The organism is Streptomyces sp. NPDC060002 (assembly GCF_042737245.1).
GTDB lineage: Bacteria > Actinomycetota > Actinomycetes > Streptomycetales > Streptomycetaceae > Streptomyces.
Genome location: NZ_JBHWUW010000011.1, coordinates 146,104 through 163,419, shown reverse-complemented (window position 1 = coordinate 163,419; position 17,316 = coordinate 146,104). Strand labels below are relative to the sequence as shown.

The window sequence follows — 17,316 nt, the reverse complement described above, 5'->3', positions numbered from 1 at the left end:
CGTCGCCCGGACATCGGATCAAGACATCGGATGTCTCAGCGCCATTATGGGGGCAGATCAGAGCAGTGCCTCCAGATCCGCGATCACCGCCCGCTCGTCGACCGTGGTCAGCCCACGATCGCGCATCAGCACCCGCCCGTCGACGACGGTGTCCCGCACGTCCGAAGGGTGCGCCGCGTACGCCAGCGTCGACCACGGGTCGTGGCGCGGCCGCAGATGCGGTGCGGCCAGATCGAGGACGATCAGATCGGCCCGCTTGCCGGCCTCCAGCGAACCGAGCTGCTCGCCGAGCCCGAGCGCCCGCGCGCCCTCGATCGTCGCCATCCGTACGGCCTGTTCGGCGCCGACCGCCGTCGGATCGCCCGCCGCCTTGTGCACCAGCGCCGCCTGCCGGACGGCTCCCAGTACGTCCAGCGAGTTGGAGCTGACCGCGCCGTCCGTGCCCAGCCCCACCGTCACGCCCGCGCTCAGCAGCCGCGGCACGGGCGCGATGCCGCAGCCCAGCTTCAGGTTCGACACCGGACAGTGGGCGACGGCCGTGCCCGTACGGGCCATCGCCGCGATCTCGGGCACGGTGAGGTCGACGGCGTGCGCGAGCAGCACATCGGGGCCGAGCAGCCCGAGGGAGTCCAGCAGCTCCACCGGCCGCTTCCCGTGCTGCACCTCGACGGTGGCGACCTCGGTGGCGTTCTCGGCCGCGTGGATGTGCACCAGCGCACCGAACTCCCGGGCCAGCGCGAAGATTTCGGTGAGCTGCCCGGGGGAGAGGGTGTACGCCGAGTGCGCGAAGACGACGGGCCGGTGGCCGGGCCGGGCGGGCCCGCGTGCCTCGAGGTCGCGCCGCGCCCACCCGAGCCGCTCCTCGTACGCGATGCCGTCCGGCGGCCCGGGCACGTCCATGAAGGTCGGTCCGGTGTGCAGCCGCCAGCCCGCATCGCGGGCCGCCCGCTCGGCCGCCTCGTGGAACCAGTACATGTCCAGCGCCGACGTCACTCCGGCCCGCAGGCTCTCCGCGACCGCCAGCCGCACCGCCGCCGCCACGTTCTCCGGCGCCAGCAGCTCCGCCTCCCACTTCAGGACGCGCTCCAGGAATCCCTGGAGGGTGACGTCGTCGGCGCGGCCGCGCAGCAGGGTCATCGCGAGGTGGGTGTGCGTGTTGATCAGACCGGGGAGGACGAGACAGCCGGCGGCGTCGATCTCCTCGGCGGCGGTGTAGCGCTCGCGCAGCTCGGCGGTCGGTCCCACGGCGAGGATCCCGCCCTCGTGGACCGCGACCGCCCCGCCCTGTACGACGGTTCCGGCGTCGTCCACCGTCAGGACGTCGCCGCCGTGCACCAGCAGGTCGATGCTCATGCCTGCTCCCCGTCCGCTTCCACGAGCAGCCGCAGCGCCTCCAGGGACACCACCGCGCCCCGCTCGACGCCGGCCGCGACGACCTCCCGGTGCGGGTCGTAGCCGCCCGTGGTCCGCTCGTCGACCAGTTCGTCGGCGTTGGCCCCGTCGATCACCAGCACACCGCCCGCGACCAGGCCGCGCAGCGAAGCCGTGACCAGCAGCGCGGACAGCTCCATCTCGATGGCGGCGAGCCCGGCGCCGGCGTAGGAGAAGAGCGGGAGCAGGCCCGGCTGGAAGGCCGCGCGGGTCCACACGACGCCCCGGTGGTGCGGGGCGCCGGCCTGGCGGGCCGCCCGCTGGAGGGCGAGCACCGCCTCGGGCGCGGAGACCGCCGGGTACTCCGGGGGCAGCAGCTGGTGGGTGACGCCGTCGTCGCGGACGGCCGCCTCCGCGATGACCAGGTCGCCGTCCCCGATGCCCGGCTTCATCGCGCCCGCCGTGCCGAACCGCAGGAAGGTGGTGACGCCCGCGTCCGCCAGCTCCTGGAACAGCAGGATCGCGCCCGGCGCGCCCACCCCGTGCGAGGCGACGACGACCGGCACGCCCTTCCAGCTTCCGCTGAACACCCGGTACTCGCGGTGGTACGAGACCTCCTCGGCGCCGTCGAGGAGGGCGGCGACGGCCGCGGCGCGGGCCGGGTCGCCGACGACCACGGCGTGCGCCGGGAGACCGGTGCGCGGGATGCGGGTGACGGGCAGCAGGTCCTGGGTCATTGGACGGCTCCGGTGGTACGGGGGCGGCGACGGCGGCGGGCCGTCGTGAGGAAGAGGGCGCCGAGTGTGACGACGTAGGGCGCGGCGTCGGTCGCCTGCTGCGGCAGGCCGAGACCCTGGAGGCGGAACCCGGCCGCTTCGGCGAGCCCGAACAGCAGCGCGGCGAGCAGGACGCCCAGGGGCGCGGCGCGGCCCAGCATGACGGCCACGACAGCGATCCAACCACGGCCCGCCGTCATGTTCTCGGTGAACAACGTGACGTTGCCGAGGGCGAGCTGGGCGCCCGCAAGGCCGCACAGCACTCCCGACAGCAGGATCGCGCCGTACTGGTACTTCGCCGGGCTCACCCCGAGGGTCGCCGCCGCGTCGGGCGCCTCGCCGACCCCGCGCAGCCGCAGTCCCCACACGTGCCGCGACAGCAGCAGGGCGGCGACCGCGACCGCCGCCCACGAGAGGTACGCGAGCGGGGTGAAGCCACCGATCAGCGGCAGCCCGGCGAGCGACGGATCGTCGAAGGTGCCCTGCACGCCGAAGACCGTGCGCAGCAGGAAGCTGGTCAGGCCGACGGCCAGAAGGTTCATGGCGATGCCGAGGACCACCGCGTCCCCGCGCAGGGTGACCGCCCCCACGGCCAGGATCAGCGAGTACGCGGCCGCCGCGAGGGCCGCCGCCAGGACGCCGAGCCAGGGGCTGCCGGTGAACCAGCTGGTCGCCACGGAGGTGAAGCAGCCCATCAGCATCATGCCCTCGAGGCCGATGTTGAAGACCCCGGCGCGCTCGCACAGGGCGCCGCCGAGGGCCGCCAGCAGGATCGGGGTGAGCGCGCGCAGCGCCGATATGAGGAGATCGGAGTCGAGGAACATCACACCGCCTCGCTTTCCCGGGTGCGGCGGCCGAACAGGCGGCTGGGGAAGCGCAGCCGGGCCGCGAGGAACACGATCACGATCGCCTGGAGCACCTGGGTCAGCTCGCGTGGCACCTCGGTGGTGCGCTCCATCGCCAGTCCGCCGACCTGGAGGACGGCGAAGAAGAAGGCGGCGACCACCGTGCCCAGCGGAGCCGCGGCGGCGAGCAGGGCCGCGGTGAGGCCGGTCCAGGTGTAGCCGGGGGCGGTGAGCGAGCCGTCCACGAAGCGGTAGGGGAAGCTCAGCACCCCGATGGCGCCCACGAGTCCGGCGAGGCCTCCGGAGAGTGCCATCAACTTCAGGGTCAGGCCCCGGCGTTCGACGCCCGCGTACGCGGAGAAGCGGGGGTTGAGACCCGTCATGCGGATCTCGTAGCCGACGGCGGTGCGCCGGTCGGTGAACCAGTACGCGGCGGCGGCCATCGCGACGAGGACGAGCCCGAGGGTGACCGTGGAGTCGCCGAACGCGGGCAGCGCCACCCCGTCCGGCAGCGCGCGGGTCTGGGGCAGGCTGGAGCCCGGCTCCTTGAGCGGGTAGCGCGCCAGGTAGGAGGCGAGCGACACCGCCGGGTAGCTGAGCAGCAGGCTGCTGACCAGCAGCGGGACCCCGAGGTGGTTCTCGCACAGGCCGGCCAGGACGGCGTACCCGGCGCCCGCCGCCATGCCGGCCAGCAGGGCCAGGGCCACGGTGAGGGGGGCCGGGAGCGGCGAGTAGAGGCCGGTCACGGCGGCCGTGATCCCGCCGAGCACCATCTGCCCGTCACCGCCGAGGTTGATCAGCCCGGCCCGCAGCGGGATCGCCAGCGCGAGCGCCAGGCCGAGCACGCTGGTGGCGGTGGTCAGGGTCGAGCCGATGCCGTCGGCGCCGAGCGCGCCGGTCACGACCGCTTCGTACGCCGAGACGGGGTCCGCGCCGGTGCCGAGCAGGAACAGCGCGCCGATGACGAGGCCCGCGAGGACGGAGAAGGTGAGGGGGGAGCGCAGGGCTCCGGATATGCGTGTCATGTCAGTGGGTTCATCTCGGTGGCCTCCACGGGGGCGCCCGCCATCGCGAGGCCCAGCGTCCGCTCGTCCGCCTCTTCCTTGGTGTACGAGGCCGCGACCCGGCCCTCGTACATGACGAGCACCCGGTCCGCGAGGCCGCGGATCTCGCTCAGCTCGGCCGAGACGAGGAGGACGGCGTGGCCGGCGTCGCGGTAGGCGATCAGCTGGTCGTGGATGTTCTGGATGGCGCCGATGTCGACGCCCCGGGTCGGCTGCTCGACCAGCAACAGTGGTGCGTCGTGGGCGAGTTCGCGGCCGATGAGCAGCTTCTGGAGGTTGCCGCCGGACAGCGCGGAGGCGGGGACCTCGGTGGTCGCCGCCTTGATGCCGAAGCGTTCGACGAGCCGCCGGGCGTGCGCGCGGACGGCCGTGGGCGGCAGCAGGCCGCGGGTGGAGAGGGTGGTGCGGTGGTGGCCCATCGCCAGGTTGTCCGCGACCGAGGCGGCGGGGGCGGTACCGACCGCGTGCCGGTCCTCGGGGACGTAGGCGAGCCCCTTCGCGCGCCGCTCGGTGGCCGAGGCGTGCGTGATGTCGTCGCCCTGGAGCGTTACCTGTCCGGCGGCGACCGGACGCAGTCCGGCCAGCGCCTCGACCAGCTCGCTCTGGCCGTTCCCGGCGACCCCCGCGATACCGACGATCTCACCGGCGCGCACGGTGAGGTCCACATCGTGGACGGAATCCGTGCGGAGACCGGTGACCCGCAGCACTGCCCCACCGGGCGTTCCCGGTGCGTGGACGCGGTCCAGTTCCACCGCGCGGCCGGTCATCGCGGCGGCGATCTCGTCGGCCGTCGTGTCGGAGGTGACGAGCCGGGCGGCGACCCGGCCGTCCCGCAGGACGGTCACCCGGTCGCTGCCCTCCAGCACCTCGCGCAGCTTGTGGGTGACGAGGACGACCGTACGGCCCTGCGCGGTCAGCGACTTGAGCACGGCGAACAGGGTGTCCGCCTCGGCCGGGGTGAGCACGGCCGTCGGCTCGTCGAGGATGAGCGTCCGGGCGCCCCGGTGCAGCAGCTTGAGGATCTCCACGCGCTGGCGCAGCCCGACCGGCAGGTCGCCCACCCGGGCATCGGGATCGACGGCCAGCCCGTGCTCCGCGGCGAGTTCGCGCACCCGGCGGCGGGCCGCGGACCGGTCCACCAGGCCGAAGCGGCGCGGCTCGGCGGCGTAGACGACGTTCTCGGCGACCGTCAGCGAGTCGAACAGTTTGAAGCTCTGGTGGACCATGCCGAGCCCCGCGGCCATGGCGTCGGAGGGGCTCGTGAACCGGACCTCCCGCCCGTCGATCCGGATCGACCCGGCGTCGGCGCGCTCCATGCCGTACAGGACCGACATCAGCGTGGACTTGCCCGCGCCGTTCTCGCCCATCAGGGCGTGGATCTCACCGTGCCTGACGGTCAGGTCGACGGCGTCGTTGGCGAGCGTGCCGGGGAACCGCTTGGTGATTCCCCGGAGCTCGACGGCGACGCCGGTCACGCCGGCGCCGCTCTCGGGTTCAGCCGGCGGCCGGGTCATCGACCTTCAGCTCTCCGGAGACGATCTGGTCGCGCAGCGCCTCGACCTTCGTCAGGACGTCCTTGTGGTCGGCGATCACGCACTTCGACGTGTCCACGCCGCCCTCCAGGCCGGTCAGGCTGATGCCGCCCTCCTTGAGGCCGTACGAGATGGTCGTGCCGGTCGTGCCGCCGAGGACCGTCTCGACGCCCTTCTCGACGGCGATGTCCGTGCGCTTGACCACGTTGTCGACGACCGTGCCGGGCGCCGAGGCGCACTGGTTGACGTCGACGCCGTAGGCGAACGCGCCCTTGGCCTTCGCGGCCTCGAAGACGCCGTAGTTGCCGGCCGCCGCGGCCGCCATGATCTGGTCGTAGCCCTTGGCGAGCAGGGTGTTCGCCTGCTCCTTGGCGCGGGCCGAGTCGTCGAAGGGGGACTGGCCGCCGACGAAGCGGGTCGACGTCTCCGTCTTGGCGGCGACCTTCTTGGCGCCGGCCGCGAACGGGTCGCTGTAGCGGCGGAACTGGGGGGTGTCGAGCACGTCGACCGCGCCGACCTTGCCGGACTTGCTCAGCAGGCCCGCCTCGGCGCCGGCGAGGTAGACGCCCTCGTGCTCACGGAAGACCGCGCAACTGACGTTCTTGAAGGTCTTGGTGGTGCACGCGTCGATGATCAGGAACTGCTGGCTCGGGTTCTTCGCGGCCTGCTGGGCGACGATGTCGGCGAACTCGAAGCCGACGAGGACGATGACGTCCGGCTTGGCGTCCACCGCGGCCTGCACGTTCTGCTGCTGGGAGGCGGTGTCGGTGGACTCGTAGACCTTCTGGGTCCCGTCGTGCTGCTTCGCCGCGCTCTCGACGCCGGTCACCGCGAGCTTGAGGAACTCGTTCTGGCCGACCGCGTCGGGGGTGACGAGGGTGAAGGACTTTCCGCTGCCGCCGCTCGCGCTCGTGGCGGAGTCGTCCTTCTTCGCGGCGGCGTTGCAGGCGGTGGCGAGGAGCACGGTGCCGGTCGCGAGGGCGGCGAGCTGCACGGAGCGGCGGTGTCTGCGGGGCATCGGGGAACCTTCCGGGTATGCCGAGAGGCGCGTCACGATGCTGGGGTGCGCGCGTACGGCGGGGTGAGGTGAGCGACGGTGCTCGGTGCGGGACAAGCCGCGGGGGAGGGCTGAGGGGACGGACTCAGCCGCGACAGCCGTCGCCGGCGCAGCGGCCGAAGTCGAGGAAGCGGCGCCTGGTGAGCAGCGGCATGCGTTCCTCCTTCGTCTCGATCTGCGGGATGCTGGTATCGCCCTGCGGATGCAGGTGCTGGACTCTAACACTCGTTTCCGGACATCCACCGGGGTGTCTCGAACTGTGGTTCGCCCACCGTTCCTCGAGGGTTCTTCGAGGTCATGTACGGTGTCGAACACCAATGGAACATCAGGAGCGTCCCGTTATGTCCCAGGAACTGCGCGCCGTCGAGTGGACCGGAACCGGCCTCGCGCTGATCGACCAGACCGCTCTTCCGCACCGCACCGCGACCGTCGATGTCCACGATGTGGACACACTGGTCGACGCGATCCAGCGGCTGGTCGTGCGCGGCGCCCCCGCGATCGGCGCCGCGGGCGGGTACGGCGTCGCGATCGCGCTGCTCCAGGGCGAGCGCGAGGGCTGGACGGAGAACGAGACGCGCGAGGCCGTCGCCCGCGTCCGCGAGGCGCGCCCGACCGCCGTGAACCTCATGGTGTGCGTGGACCGGGTCATGACCCGCTTCGACGAGGGGCTCGACGCGGTCCTGGCGGAGGCGGCCGCGGTCCAGCGCGAGGACGTCGAGGCCAACCGTGCGATGGGCGCGTTCGGCGCGGACTGGCTGCTGGAGCGCGTCGGCGCGGACCGCCCGCTGCGGATCCTGACGCACTGCAACACCGGCGCGCTGGCCACCGCCGGCTGGGGCACCGCCCTCGGCGTCATACGCGAACTGCACGCGCGCGGACGCCTCGAGGTCGTTTACGCCGACGAGACCCGCCCGCTGCTCCAGGGGTCGCGCCTGACCGCCTGGGAGCTGGTCCAGGAGGGCATCGCGCACTTCGTCCAGGCCGACGGGGCCGCCGCCGGCACCATCCTGCGCGGCGAGGTCGACGCGGCGATCGTGGGCGCCGACCGCATCGCGGCCAACGGCGACACCGCCAACAAGGTCGGCACCGTGGGGGTCGCCCTCGCCTGCGCCGACGCGGGCATCCCGTTCCTGGTGGCGGCGCCCACCACCACGGTCGATCTCTCGACGCCGGACGGCGCCGGCATCCACATCGAGCTCCGCGGCGAGGACGAGGTGCTGGAGTGGGGCGGGGTACGCACGGCGCCCGCCGAGTCGCGCGGCCACAACCCGGCGTTCGACGTCACGCCGGGCCGGCTGGTGACGGGCCTGGTGACCGAGCGGGGCGTCCTGGAGGTTTCCACGGGGGAGCTGCCCGGGGACCGGCTGCGCTGAGCGGCACGGCGGCCGCGCCGCGCACACCGGCCGCGCCGGTCACACGGAAGGCCACGGTCGAGGGACCGTGGCCTTCCTCATGTCACTGGTGTGCTCGTGGCGCTCGTGTTCCCTCTGGTCAACGCCGCGTCAGTTCCAGTTCCAGGAGCCATTCGACGACCTCGGTGTGGTGGCGGGCCCGGCGCGGGGTGTCGCCCCACACGTACAGGCCGTGCCCGGCCACGACGACCGCGGGCATCCGGGGTTCGCGGGCCGCCTCCAGCCGGTCGCCGAGGACCTTCATGTCCTGGCTGTTGGCGATGACCGGCAGCGTCACCTCGACGTCGTGCGCCGGCTGGCCGACGCCCTTGAGCATCTCCACGTCCTTGAAGACGATCCCGCCCGGGTGCCGGTGACCGAGTGCCACGGAGGCCACCGTGTGCACGTGCACGACCGCGCCCGCACCGGTCAGCGCGGCCACGCGCGCGTGCAGCTCGGCCTCGGCGGACGGCTTGCCCCCCTGTATGGCGGCACCGTCCCCGTCGACCAGCACCACGTCCGCGGGCGTCAGTTCACCCTTGTCGTGGCCGCTCGCGGTGACCGCGAGGCGCAGTGGATCGCGGGAGAGCACCACCGACAGGTTGCCGGAGGTGCCGCGCATCCAGCCGAAGGAGGCGAACCGGGCGGACTCGGCGGCGAGGACCGCCCCCGCCTCCTCCAGGTCGAGTGCGGTGAGGTCGGCGGTCATGAGGTGCTCCTGGAGTTGCTGACGGTGATCTCGTCGAACGTCCCCGCCTGCGCGTGGTCGCCGACCCCCTGCTGGAAATACGGTTCTCCCGGCCGCCGGATCCCGACCGCGTGCCAGCCGGCCTCGCGGGCCGCGTCCAGCTCCCCCGGCCGGTCGGAGAGGAACAGCAGCCGGCCGGCCGGTACGCCGGTCGACCCGGCGATACGGCGGTATGACTCCGGCTCCTGCTTGGGGCCGGCGTTCTCGGTGTCGTACAGGCCGGAGACGAGCGAGGTGAGGTCGCCCGCCGGGCTGTTGGTGAACCACGCCCGCTGGGCGGAGACCGAGCCCGACGAGTAGACGTACAGCCGCAGCCCCGCCGCGTGCCACGCGCGCAGCCGCGGCACGACGTCGTCGTAGAAGTGCGAGACGAGGTCGCCGCGTGCGAAGCCCTCGGACCAGATGACGCCCTGGAGGCTCTTCAGCGGGGTCGCCTTGCGGTCCTCGTCGAGCCAGGCGTTCAGTGTCTTCTCGATCGTGGCCGCGTCGGCGTCCGGCCGGTCCGTCAGCTCCCGTACCTGCTCCATCGCCCGTGCCACCGCGGGCTCCCCGGCCCGCTCGGTGAGCAGTTCGGCGAAGCGGGCGCGGGAGTACGGATACAGCACGTCCACCACGAAGCCCGTGGCGCTCGTGGTGCCCTCGATGTCGAGCACCACGGCGTCCACGTCGTAACTCAGGCCGCGCACGCTCACGCGGCGGCCCGGTCGGCCTCGTAGCCGGCCGCGATCGTGTCGTAGTCCGGGAAGCGGCCGGCGATGGTGGAGCCGGTGAAGCTGCCGATCCAGCCGTCCTCCTCGTGGAAGAAGCGGATCGCCGTGAACGACGGCCGGGTGCCCATGTCGAACCAGTGGGTGGTGCCGCGCGGCACGCCCAGCAGGTCGCCCTTCTCGCAGAGGACCGCGTGCACCTCGCCGTTCACGTGCAGGTAGAAGATGCCGGAGCCGGAGACGAAGAAGCGGACCTCGTCATCGTCGTCGTGGGTGTGCTCCTGGAGGAACTTCTCGCGGGCGGCCTTCGCCTTCGCCGGGAACGCCGGGTCGTCGCTCGGGTGCAGACCGAGGACGTCGACGGTGGTGAAGCCCTCCTCCGCGTTCAGCTTCTCGATCTCCGGGCCGTACGCCGCGAACACCGTCTCGCTGTCTGCGTCGAACGGCACGTCCGAGCGGACCGGCCACTGTTCGTAGCGCACGCCCAGCGGCTCGAGGGCCGCGGCGATCTCGGCGGGGTCGGAGGTGCGGCGGACCAGGGTCTCCGGGCCGGACTCGGACCAGGTCGTCAGCAGCGTCATGGAAGCAACTCCAGGATTCTGGAAGGGATGTCCGGATACCGAGACGGATCGGACGGGGTGAAGAAGGGTGAGGCGGGCGGCGGGGACGGTCACTCAGCCGCGACACGGCGCGCCGGGACAGCGCCGCGTGCGGGGCATGCGCAGCGCGTTCGCGCGATATGTCGTCATCGGGGCCTCACTGTGCCGGTTGGGATGCCGGTTCCGTGATGGTAACTCCCGGCGGCACGTCCACCGCCTGTGACGTAATCGTTGTCTCGAATGTTGAGATGCGGCGTCCATTCCTTTGACGGGTGGCTGGAATCGTTCTCATGATCTGCGTATGAAGACGCTGCTGCTCGTGCGGCGGCTGTACGTGGACTTGCTCCGGTCGACCACAGCCAGCTGTCGCTGACCCCTCCCGGAGCTCCGACGCGCCCCCGTTCCCGGGGCGCTCCCCGCCACGCGCGGTGGCTCGTTCCCGTCCTTCGCTCCGGGCTCACGCACCCCTGCTTCGCCTCCCCTCCGCCCCACCCCCTCTGCGTCACCCCGCACCTGGAGCCCCTCATGTCCCGTGTCCGTCTGCCTCTCGCCGCGCTCTCGCTGGCCTCCGTCTCCGCCCTCGTCCTCTCCGGCTGCGCGCAGTCCACGGACGCCTCGAAGGACACCGGCAACGCCGCGGCCTCGGCCTCCGCCGCCACCGGCAAGAAGCCCGCCCCCTTCAGCACCGGCGCGGTCAAGGTGGCCCTGGTCCGGCAGAGCGGCGCCGGCGACTACTTCGAGCAGTGGGGCAACGGCGCGAAGGCCCAGGCCAAGGCGCTCGGTATCGACCTGACCGTGTACGACGCCCAGGCCGACAACGCCAAGCAGGCCACCGACCTGTCCTCGGCGATCAACTCCGGGGCGAAGGCGATCATCATCGACCACGGCTTCCCGGCGACCATCCAGCCGGAGATCGACAAGGCCGTGAAGAAGGGCATCAAGGTCGTCGTCTACGACGTCGAGACCGCCACGAAGGGTGTGGTCTCCACCAAGCAGGACGACGCGAGCATGGCCCAGGCCGTCCTCGACGTGATGGCCAAGGAGGTCGGCAAGAACGCCAAGGTCGGCTACGTCAACGTCGCCGGCTACGCGGCCCTCGACAAGCGCGACGGCGTCTGGAAGTCGACGGTCACCTCGCAGGCCTGGAAGCAGCAGTTCAAGGTCGGCAAGGTCACCGACTCCACGGCCACCGACAACGTTCCCCTCGTCTCCGCCGCGCTCACCCAGCACTCCGACGTGGCCGGCGTCTTCGCGCCCTACGACGAGCTCGCCAAGGGCACCGTGCTCGCCGTGCAGAACAAGAAGCTCCAGGACAAGGTGAAGGTCTTCGGCGCCGACGTCTCCAACGCCGACATCCAGCAGATGACCGCCGCCGACAGCCCCTGGGTCGCCACGGCGGGCACCGACCCGTCCGCGGTCGGCGCGGCCGTCGTGCGCACCACCGCGCTGGAGCTGGCCGGTCAGCTGAACAAGACCTCCGTCGAGTTCCCGGCCGTCGCCATCACGCAGGACTTCCTGCGCGAGAAGAAGATCGCGAACATGGACCAGCTGCGGGAGGCGCTGCCCGCGCTGAACCTGTCGCAGGTCTCCACCGCGGACTGGATCTCGAATGTCGCCCACTGAGCCCGGCCCTTCGCAGGCCGTCCCGGCGGTCGGTCTCACCGACGTCAGCATGGCCTTCGGCGGCAAGACGGTGCTCGCCTCCGTGACGCTGGACATCGCACCGGGCAGCGTGGTCGCGCTGCTCGGCGCGAACGGCGCGGGCAAGTCCACGCTGATCAAGATCCTCTCGGGCGTCCACACGGACCATGGGGGAGAGGTGCGCGTCGACGGCGCACCGGTCGCCCTCGCCTCGCCGCTGGCCGCCCGTCAGCTGGGCATCCAGACGGTGCACCAGCGGATCGGCGAGGGCATCGTGCCCGGCCTCACGGTCGCCGAGAACCTGGTCTTCGAGGAGCTCGCGCAGAAGCGCGGCAACCCGTTCCTGAGCGGCCGCAGCACGCTCGCCCGCGCCCGCGAGATCCAGGCCGGCCTAAGTCTGGACTGGAGCGAGCAGGTGCTCAAGCAGGACGTCGGCGAACTCGGCATCTCCGACCGGCAGTTGCTGATCCTGGCCCGCGCGCTGGCGACCCGCCCCCGCCTGCTCATCCTCGACGAGCCGACCTCCGCGCTCTCCGCCGCCGAGGCGCAGCGGCTGTTCGCGCTCGTCGAGAGGATGCGCGCGGACGGCATCGCCGTGCTCTACGTCTCCCACCGGCTCGGCGAGATCGACGCGCTCGCCGACCGGCTGGTCGTCCTGCGCGACGGTCTCCTCACCGAGGACCAGGCCAAGCCCTTCGACTGGGACGCGGCCCTGCGCGCGATGCTGCGACACCAGCCGGCCCAACAGGCCCAGGAGGCGACGACCGCGCGGCCCGTCAGGGAAGGCGCCGAGGGGGAGGTCGCCCTCTCGCTCCGCGGTGTCCGCCTCTTCGAAGGCCGCGCCCCCCTCGACCTCGACCTGCGCTCCGGCGAGGTCACCGGCGTCGTCGGCCTGCTGGGCGCGGGCAAGACCGAGCTGGCCCGCGGCCTGTTCGGTGCGGAACCCTTCGCCACCGGCACCGTCGAACTGGACGGCACGGCCTACGCGCCCCGCCGCCCCTCCGACGCCATCCGCGCCGGCGTCCACCTCGTTCCCGAGGACCGGCACGCCGACGCCCTGGTGCCCGGCTGGTCGGTCGCGCGGAACATCTCGCTGCCGTTCCTCAAGTCCTTCTCCCGGGCCGGTCTCATGAACGGGCCGAAGGAGGACGCCCTTGGTCGCGAGACGATCGACGCCCTCGGTGTCGTCGCCCGCGACGAGCACAGCACCGTCGAGGAACTCTCCGGCGGCAACCAGCAGAAGGTCGTCGTCGGCCGCTGGCTCGCCCACACTCCGCGCGTCCTCATCCTGGACGAGCCGTTCCGAGGCGTGGACATCGGCGCCCGGCGCGACATCGGCCGCCGGGCCCGTGCCCTCGCCGCCGAGGGCGCGGCCGTCCTCGTCCTGTCCGCCGACGTCGACGAGGTCCTGGAGGTGGCCGACCGGGTCGTCGTCCTCGCGGCCGGTGAGGTCCACCTCGACGCGTACGGCGAAGACGCGGAACGCGACCGCGTGATCCAGACCATCTCGGCGTCCGTCTGACGCCGGCCCGCCCCCACGAAGGCCCAGGAAGCACCCCATGACCACCACCCAGAGCACCGAGGTCCCCACCAAGGCGGCGATCCGGCCGGCGACCACCACGGCGGTCCGCGTCCAGAACGCCGTGATCAAGTACGGCTTCATCTTCGTGACGGTCGCGCTGTTCCTGTACTTCGCGCTGAGCGAGGGCTCCTTCCGGGAGTCGGCCACGCTGCTCGACACCCTGCGGTACGTCTCCGTCGCCGCGATCCTCGGGCTCGGTGTCACCCTCACCATGGCCGTCGGCGGAATGGACATGTCCGTCGGCGCCGTGGCCGGACTGGGCGTCTCCGTCGCCGCGCAGACGATGGTCGTCTTCAACCAGGTCGGCACGGTCGCGATCCTCGCGGTCCTGGTGGCGGGCGCGCTCGCCGGCCTGCTCAACGCCCTGCTGATCGTCGTACTGAAGATCCCCGACATGCTCGCCACGCTCGGCACGATGTTCGTCATCCAGGGCAGCAAGCTGATCCTCGTCGACGGCCAGTCGATCACTCCCGGCATGACGATGTCCGACGGGTCCACCGCGCCCGGCAGGTTCACCGACGGCTTCCTGAAGATCGACCGCGGCACGGTCCTCGGCATCCCGATCTCCGTGCTGATCTTCGGCGGTCTGACGATCGCCGCCTGGGTCTTCCTCGCCCGCACCCGCTGGGGCCGCGTCCTGTACGCCATCGGCGCCAACCCCGAGGCCTCCCGGCTGGCCGGCATCCGGGTCGGCGCCTACCGCGCCCTGGCCTACGTCATCTCCGGCGTGCTGGCCTCGGTGGGCGGCCTCATCCTGGCGTCCAGGATCGGCCAGGGCGACGTGTCGGCCGGCACCTCCCAGCTGCTGGAGGCGGTGGCGGTGGCACTCGTCGGCACCTCCGTCCTGGGCCGCGGCCGGCCGAACGTCTGGGGCACCGCCCTCGGCGCGGTGCTCATCGGCATCATCACCACCGGCCTGACCATCAAGGGCCTGCCGTACTACACGCAGGACGTCGTCGAGGGCGCGGTGCTGATCCTCGCCCTGGTCTTCAGCTTCACCCTGTCCAAGCGCCGCACCGCATAAGGGAGTTCACCGACCATGGGCTACCGCATCCTGGAGACCGAAGACATCCCCGCGTACCTGAACGAGCGGGGCCACTGGCCGGACCCGGCGGACATCGAGGTCCGGGAGGTGTCGGACGGCAACATGAACCGGGTGTTCCTGGCCTCCTCCGCCGACGGCACCCGCAGCCTCGCCGTCAAGCAGGCCCTGCCCTGGGTCCGCGTGGCCGGCCCCTCCTGGCCGATGAACCCCGACCGTGCCGACGCCGAGGCCCGCGCCTACCAGCAGGTCGCCAAGGTCGCCCCCGACAAGATCCCGGTGGTGCACGGCTACGACCCCGGGAACTACGCCCTCGTCATGGAGGACATGTCCGACCTCGAGGTGCTGCGCACGCTGCTCAACGAGGGCGCGGCCTACGGCCCGCACACCTCGGCGAGGATCGGCGAGTTCGTCGCCCAGTTCTCCTTCGCCACCAGCGACTTCGGCATGCCGTCCGCCGAACGCAAGGCGCTGATCGCGGCCTCCGTCAGCCCCGAGCTGTGCAAGATCACCGAGGACGTCGTGCTGTCCGAGCCGTACGTCGAGCACGAACACAACCACTGGCACCCCGGTCTCGACGACCTGGCCGCCGCCTTCCGCGCCGACACCCGGCTGCGCACCGAGGTCGCCGACCTGCGCCACACCTTCATGACAGGCGCCCAGGCCCTCCTGCACGGCGACCTGCACACCGGCAGCGTCATGGTCGGCACCCGCGAAGGCGCGTCCGTCGTACGGGTCTTCGACCCCGAGTTCTCCTTCGTCGGCCCGATCGGCTACGACCTCGGCCTCTACTGGGCCAACGTGCTGGTCTCCGAGGAACGGGCCCGCGCCCTCGGTACCCTGGCCGACCACGCCGACCAGCTCCGCCTGACCTGGGAGGCGTTCGAGGCCGAGTTCCGCCGGCTGTGGCCGACCCGCGTCGACACCTTCTTCGACGACGCCTATCTCGACCGCTTCCTGCGCCGCGTCTGGACCGACTCCGTCGGCTACGCGGGCACGGAGATCGTCCGCCGCATCATCGGCTTCGCCCACCTGACCGACCTGACGACCCTGCCGGACCCGGTACCGGCGTCCCGGCGGTCCCTGCTCCTGGGCCGCGAACTGATCGTGCGACGCGAGGAACTGACGAACGCGGCAGCGGTGCGGGCGGTGGTGGACGGGCTCGGCTGAACCGGCCGGCACAGGCGCCGGGGCACTCGGCGGCGCATGACGAAACGGGGCGGCTCCACAGCTGTGGAGCCGCCCCGTCCCGTGGTTCCGGCCCCGGTACGGTGGGGCCGTCCCTGACGCCGGCCCTGGTCAGGGGAGTGGGCCGGCGAGAGGTCTTCCGCTGGACCTACTTCTTGTCGAGCAGGTTCTGGACCTTGCCGCGGACGTCGTCCGTGGCAAGACCGCGGATCGTCAGCGTCGTACGGCGGCGCAGCACGTCGTCCGCCGTCTCGGCCCACTCGTTGTCGCGGGCGTAGACGACCTGCGCCCAGATCTCGGGGGCCTCCGGGTGGACGCGCTCGCCCAGCTCGGGGTTGTCGTTGGCCAGCCGCGCGATGTCGAAGGCCAGCGAGCCGTAGTGGGTGGCCAGGTGCCTGGCGGTGTCGGCCGCCATGCGCGGGCCGGGCGCCGGGTTGTCGACCAGCAGACGGTGGGCGACCGCGCGCGGGTTGGCGACGCCGGGCAGCGGCAGCTTCTTGGGCAGCGAGGAGACCGGCTCGAAGTCGTCGCCCAGCGGGTGGCCGGGCAGCGCCTCCAGCTTCTGCATGACCGTACGGCCGATGTGCCGGAAGGTCGTCCACTTGCCGCCGGCGACGGACAGCATGCCGCCCCTGCCCTCGGTCACCACGGTCTCGCGCTTGGCCTTCGCGGTGCTGCCGGGACCGCCCGGCAGTACGCGCAGACCCGCGAAGGCGTACGTGATCAGGTCCCGGTCCAGCTGCTGGTCGCGGATGGAGAACGCGGCCTCGTCGAGTATCTGGGCGGTGTCCTTCTCGGTGACCGCGACGTCCGCCGGGTCGCCCTCGAACTCCTCGTCGGTGGTGCCGAGCAGCAGCATGTCCTCCCAGGGGAGGGCGAAGGTGATGCGGTACTTGTCGATGGGGGTCGCGAGCGCGGCCTTCCAGGGGGCGGTGCGCTTCAGTACCAGGTGGGCGCCCTTGGAGAGGCGGATGGACGGAGCCGCGTTCGGGTCCTCCATCTTGCGCAGGTGGTCGACCCACGGACCGGTCGCGTTCAGCACCAGCCGGGCACTCACGCCGAACTCGTCACCGGAGAGCCGGTCGCGCAGCTCGGCGCCCGTGACCCGGCCCTTGGTGAAGCGCAGCCCGGAGACCTCGGCGTGGTTGAGGACGACGGCGCCCGCCTCGACGGCCGCGCGGACCGTCATCAGCGCCATGCGCGCGTCGTTCATCTGGTCGTCGCCGTACACGGCCACGGCCTTGAGGTTGTCGGTGCGCAGCTCGGGCACGTCCTGCGCGGCCTTGGCCGGGGACAGGAGGTGACCGACGCCGTCGCCGAACGCCGACAGCGCGGAGTAGGCGAAGACGCCCGCCCCGAGCTTCGCCGCGCCGTGCGGCCCGCCCTTGTACACGGGGAGGTAGAACGTGAGCGGGTTCGCCAGGTGGGGAGCCACCTGCCGGGAGACCGCACGGCGCTCGAAGTGGTTCTCCGCCACCAGCTTCACCGCGCCGGTCTGCAGATAGCGCAGACCGCCGTGGAGGAGCTTGGAGGAGGCGGAGGAGGTGGCGCCGGCGAAGTCGCCGGCGTCGACCAGAGCCACCCTGAGCCCGGACTGCGCGGCGTGCCAGGCGGTGGAGATGCCCAGGATGCCGCCGCCGATGACGAGAAGGTCGAACGACGCCTTGGAGAGCTGTTCCCGGGTCTCGGCACGGCTCGGGTTCGAGCCGGACGCCGGGTGCGTCCCCAGGGCAGGCACGGACTTCAGGGTGGTCTGACTGGTCATGTGGGGTT

At 72.1% G+C, this 17,316-nt stretch carries 15 protein-coding genes; 5 read left to right on the top strand and 10 right to left on the bottom strand.

What is annotated here, in order from left to right; genetic code table 11:
• Positions 1–57: 57 nt before the first annotated feature.
• From ACFWBD_RS13605 to ACFWBD_RS13580, 6 genes are read right to left on the bottom strand one after another with little or no spacing between them, the layout of a single operon-like run.
• Complete coding sequence (locus ACFWBD_RS13605; protein ID WP_385666520.1) at positions 58–1,353, bottom strand: amidohydrolase; 1,296 nt, start codon at positions 1,351–1,353, stop codon at positions 58–60.
• Positions 1,350–2,108 (bottom strand): nucleoside phosphorylase, encoded by a 759-nt coding sequence (locus ACFWBD_RS13600; protein WP_385666518.1) that lies wholly within the window; start codon positions 2,106–2,108, stop codon positions 1,350–1,352. The genes ACFWBD_RS13605 and ACFWBD_RS13600 overlap by 4 nt, the downstream gene beginning before the upstream one ends.
• Positions 2,105–2,971, bottom strand: a complete 867-nt coding sequence (locus ACFWBD_RS13595; protein ID WP_385666516.1) for an ABC transporter permease — start codon at positions 2,969–2,971, stop codon at positions 2,105–2,107. Before ACFWBD_RS13595 ends, ACFWBD_RS13600 begins: the two co-directional genes overlap by 4 nt.
• A complete protein-coding gene (locus ACFWBD_RS13590) occupies positions 2,971–4,017 on the bottom strand; it encodes an ABC transporter permease (RefSeq protein ID WP_385666514.1) in 1,047 nt (348 codons plus the stop codon). Before ACFWBD_RS13590 ends, ACFWBD_RS13595 begins: the two co-directional genes overlap by 1 nt.
• The gene (locus ACFWBD_RS13585) at positions 4,014–5,570 is read right to left on the bottom strand and encodes an ABC transporter ATP-binding protein (protein ID WP_385666512.1); all 1,557 of its coding nucleotides are present in this window, start codon (positions 5,568–5,570) and stop codon (positions 4,014–4,016) included. The genes ACFWBD_RS13590 and ACFWBD_RS13585 overlap by 4 nt, the downstream gene beginning before the upstream one ends.
• A complete protein-coding gene (locus ACFWBD_RS13580) occupies positions 5,551–6,606 on the bottom strand; it encodes a BMP family ABC transporter substrate-binding protein (RefSeq protein ID WP_385666510.1) in 1,056 nt (351 codons plus the stop codon). The genes ACFWBD_RS13585 and ACFWBD_RS13580 overlap by 20 nt, the downstream gene beginning before the upstream one ends.
• A gap of 380 nt (positions 6,607–6,986) precedes the next feature.
• On the opposite strand from ACFWBD_RS13580, the gene mtnA reads away from it, so the two are divergent.
• Positions 6,987–8,018 carry an S-methyl-5-thioribose-1-phosphate isomerase gene (gene mtnA / locus ACFWBD_RS13575; protein ID WP_385666507.1) on the top strand — a complete coding sequence of 344 codons (1,032 nt, stop codon included), beginning with the start codon at positions 6,987–6,989 and terminating at the stop codon, positions 8,016–8,018.
• Positions 8,019–8,136: 118 nt separating this feature from the next.
• On the opposite strand, the gene mtnB is transcribed toward mtnA, so the two are convergent.
• Genes mtnB through ACFWBD_RS13560 form a run of 3 tightly spaced genes read right to left on the bottom strand, consistent with a single transcriptional unit; the run spans position 8,137 to position 10,072 of the window.
• Positions 8,137–8,745 (bottom strand): methylthioribulose 1-phosphate dehydratase, encoded by a 609-nt coding sequence (gene mtnB, locus ACFWBD_RS13570; RefSeq protein ID WP_385666505.1) that lies wholly within the window; start codon positions 8,743–8,745, stop codon positions 8,137–8,139.
• Complete coding sequence (gene mtnC / locus ACFWBD_RS13565; protein WP_385666503.1) at positions 8,742–9,476, bottom strand: acireductone synthase; 735 nt, start codon at positions 9,474–9,476, stop codon at positions 8,742–8,744. Before mtnC ends, mtnB begins: the two co-directional genes overlap by 4 nt.
• Positions 9,473–10,072 (bottom strand): acireductone dioxygenase, encoded by a 600-nt coding sequence (locus ACFWBD_RS13560; RefSeq protein ID WP_385666501.1) that lies wholly within the window; start codon positions 10,070–10,072, stop codon positions 9,473–9,475. The genes mtnC and ACFWBD_RS13560 overlap by 4 nt, the downstream gene beginning before the upstream one ends.
• Before the next feature lie 543 nt (positions 10,073–10,615).
• Between ACFWBD_RS13560 and ACFWBD_RS13555 the strand changes: the two genes are divergently transcribed.
• From ACFWBD_RS13555 to mtnK, 4 genes are read left to right on the top strand one after another with little or no spacing between them, the layout of a single operon-like run.
• Positions 10,616–11,713: a substrate-binding domain-containing protein gene (locus ACFWBD_RS13555; protein WP_385666499.1), complete on the top strand. Its 1,098-nt coding sequence runs from the start codon at positions 10,616–10,618 to the stop codon at positions 11,711–11,713.
• The gene (locus ACFWBD_RS13550; RefSeq protein ID WP_385666497.1) at positions 11,700–13,253 is read left to right on the top strand and encodes a sugar ABC transporter ATP-binding protein; all 1,554 of its coding nucleotides are present in this window, start codon (positions 11,700–11,702) and stop codon (positions 13,251–13,253) included. Before ACFWBD_RS13555 ends, ACFWBD_RS13550 begins: the two co-directional genes overlap by 14 nt.
• A 37-nt stretch (positions 13,254–13,290) precedes the next feature.
• Entirely contained in the window at positions 13,291–14,337 is a 1,047-nt protein-coding gene (locus ACFWBD_RS13545; RefSeq protein ID WP_385666495.1) for an ABC transporter permease, read from the top strand.
• A 15-nt stretch (positions 14,338–14,352) separates the two neighbouring features.
• Entirely contained in the window at positions 14,353–15,525 is a 1,173-nt protein-coding gene (mtnK, locus tag ACFWBD_RS13540; protein ID WP_385666493.1) for an S-methyl-5-thioribose kinase, read from the top strand.
• Between the two features lie 166 nt (positions 15,526–15,691).
• Here mtnK and ACFWBD_RS13535 read toward each other — a convergent pair whose 3' ends face one another.
• Positions 15,692–17,308, bottom strand: a complete 1,617-nt coding sequence (locus ACFWBD_RS13535) for an FAD-dependent oxidoreductase (RefSeq protein ID WP_385666491.1) — start codon at positions 17,306–17,308, stop codon at positions 15,692–15,694.
• Positions 17,309–17,316: the final 8 nt, after the last annotated feature.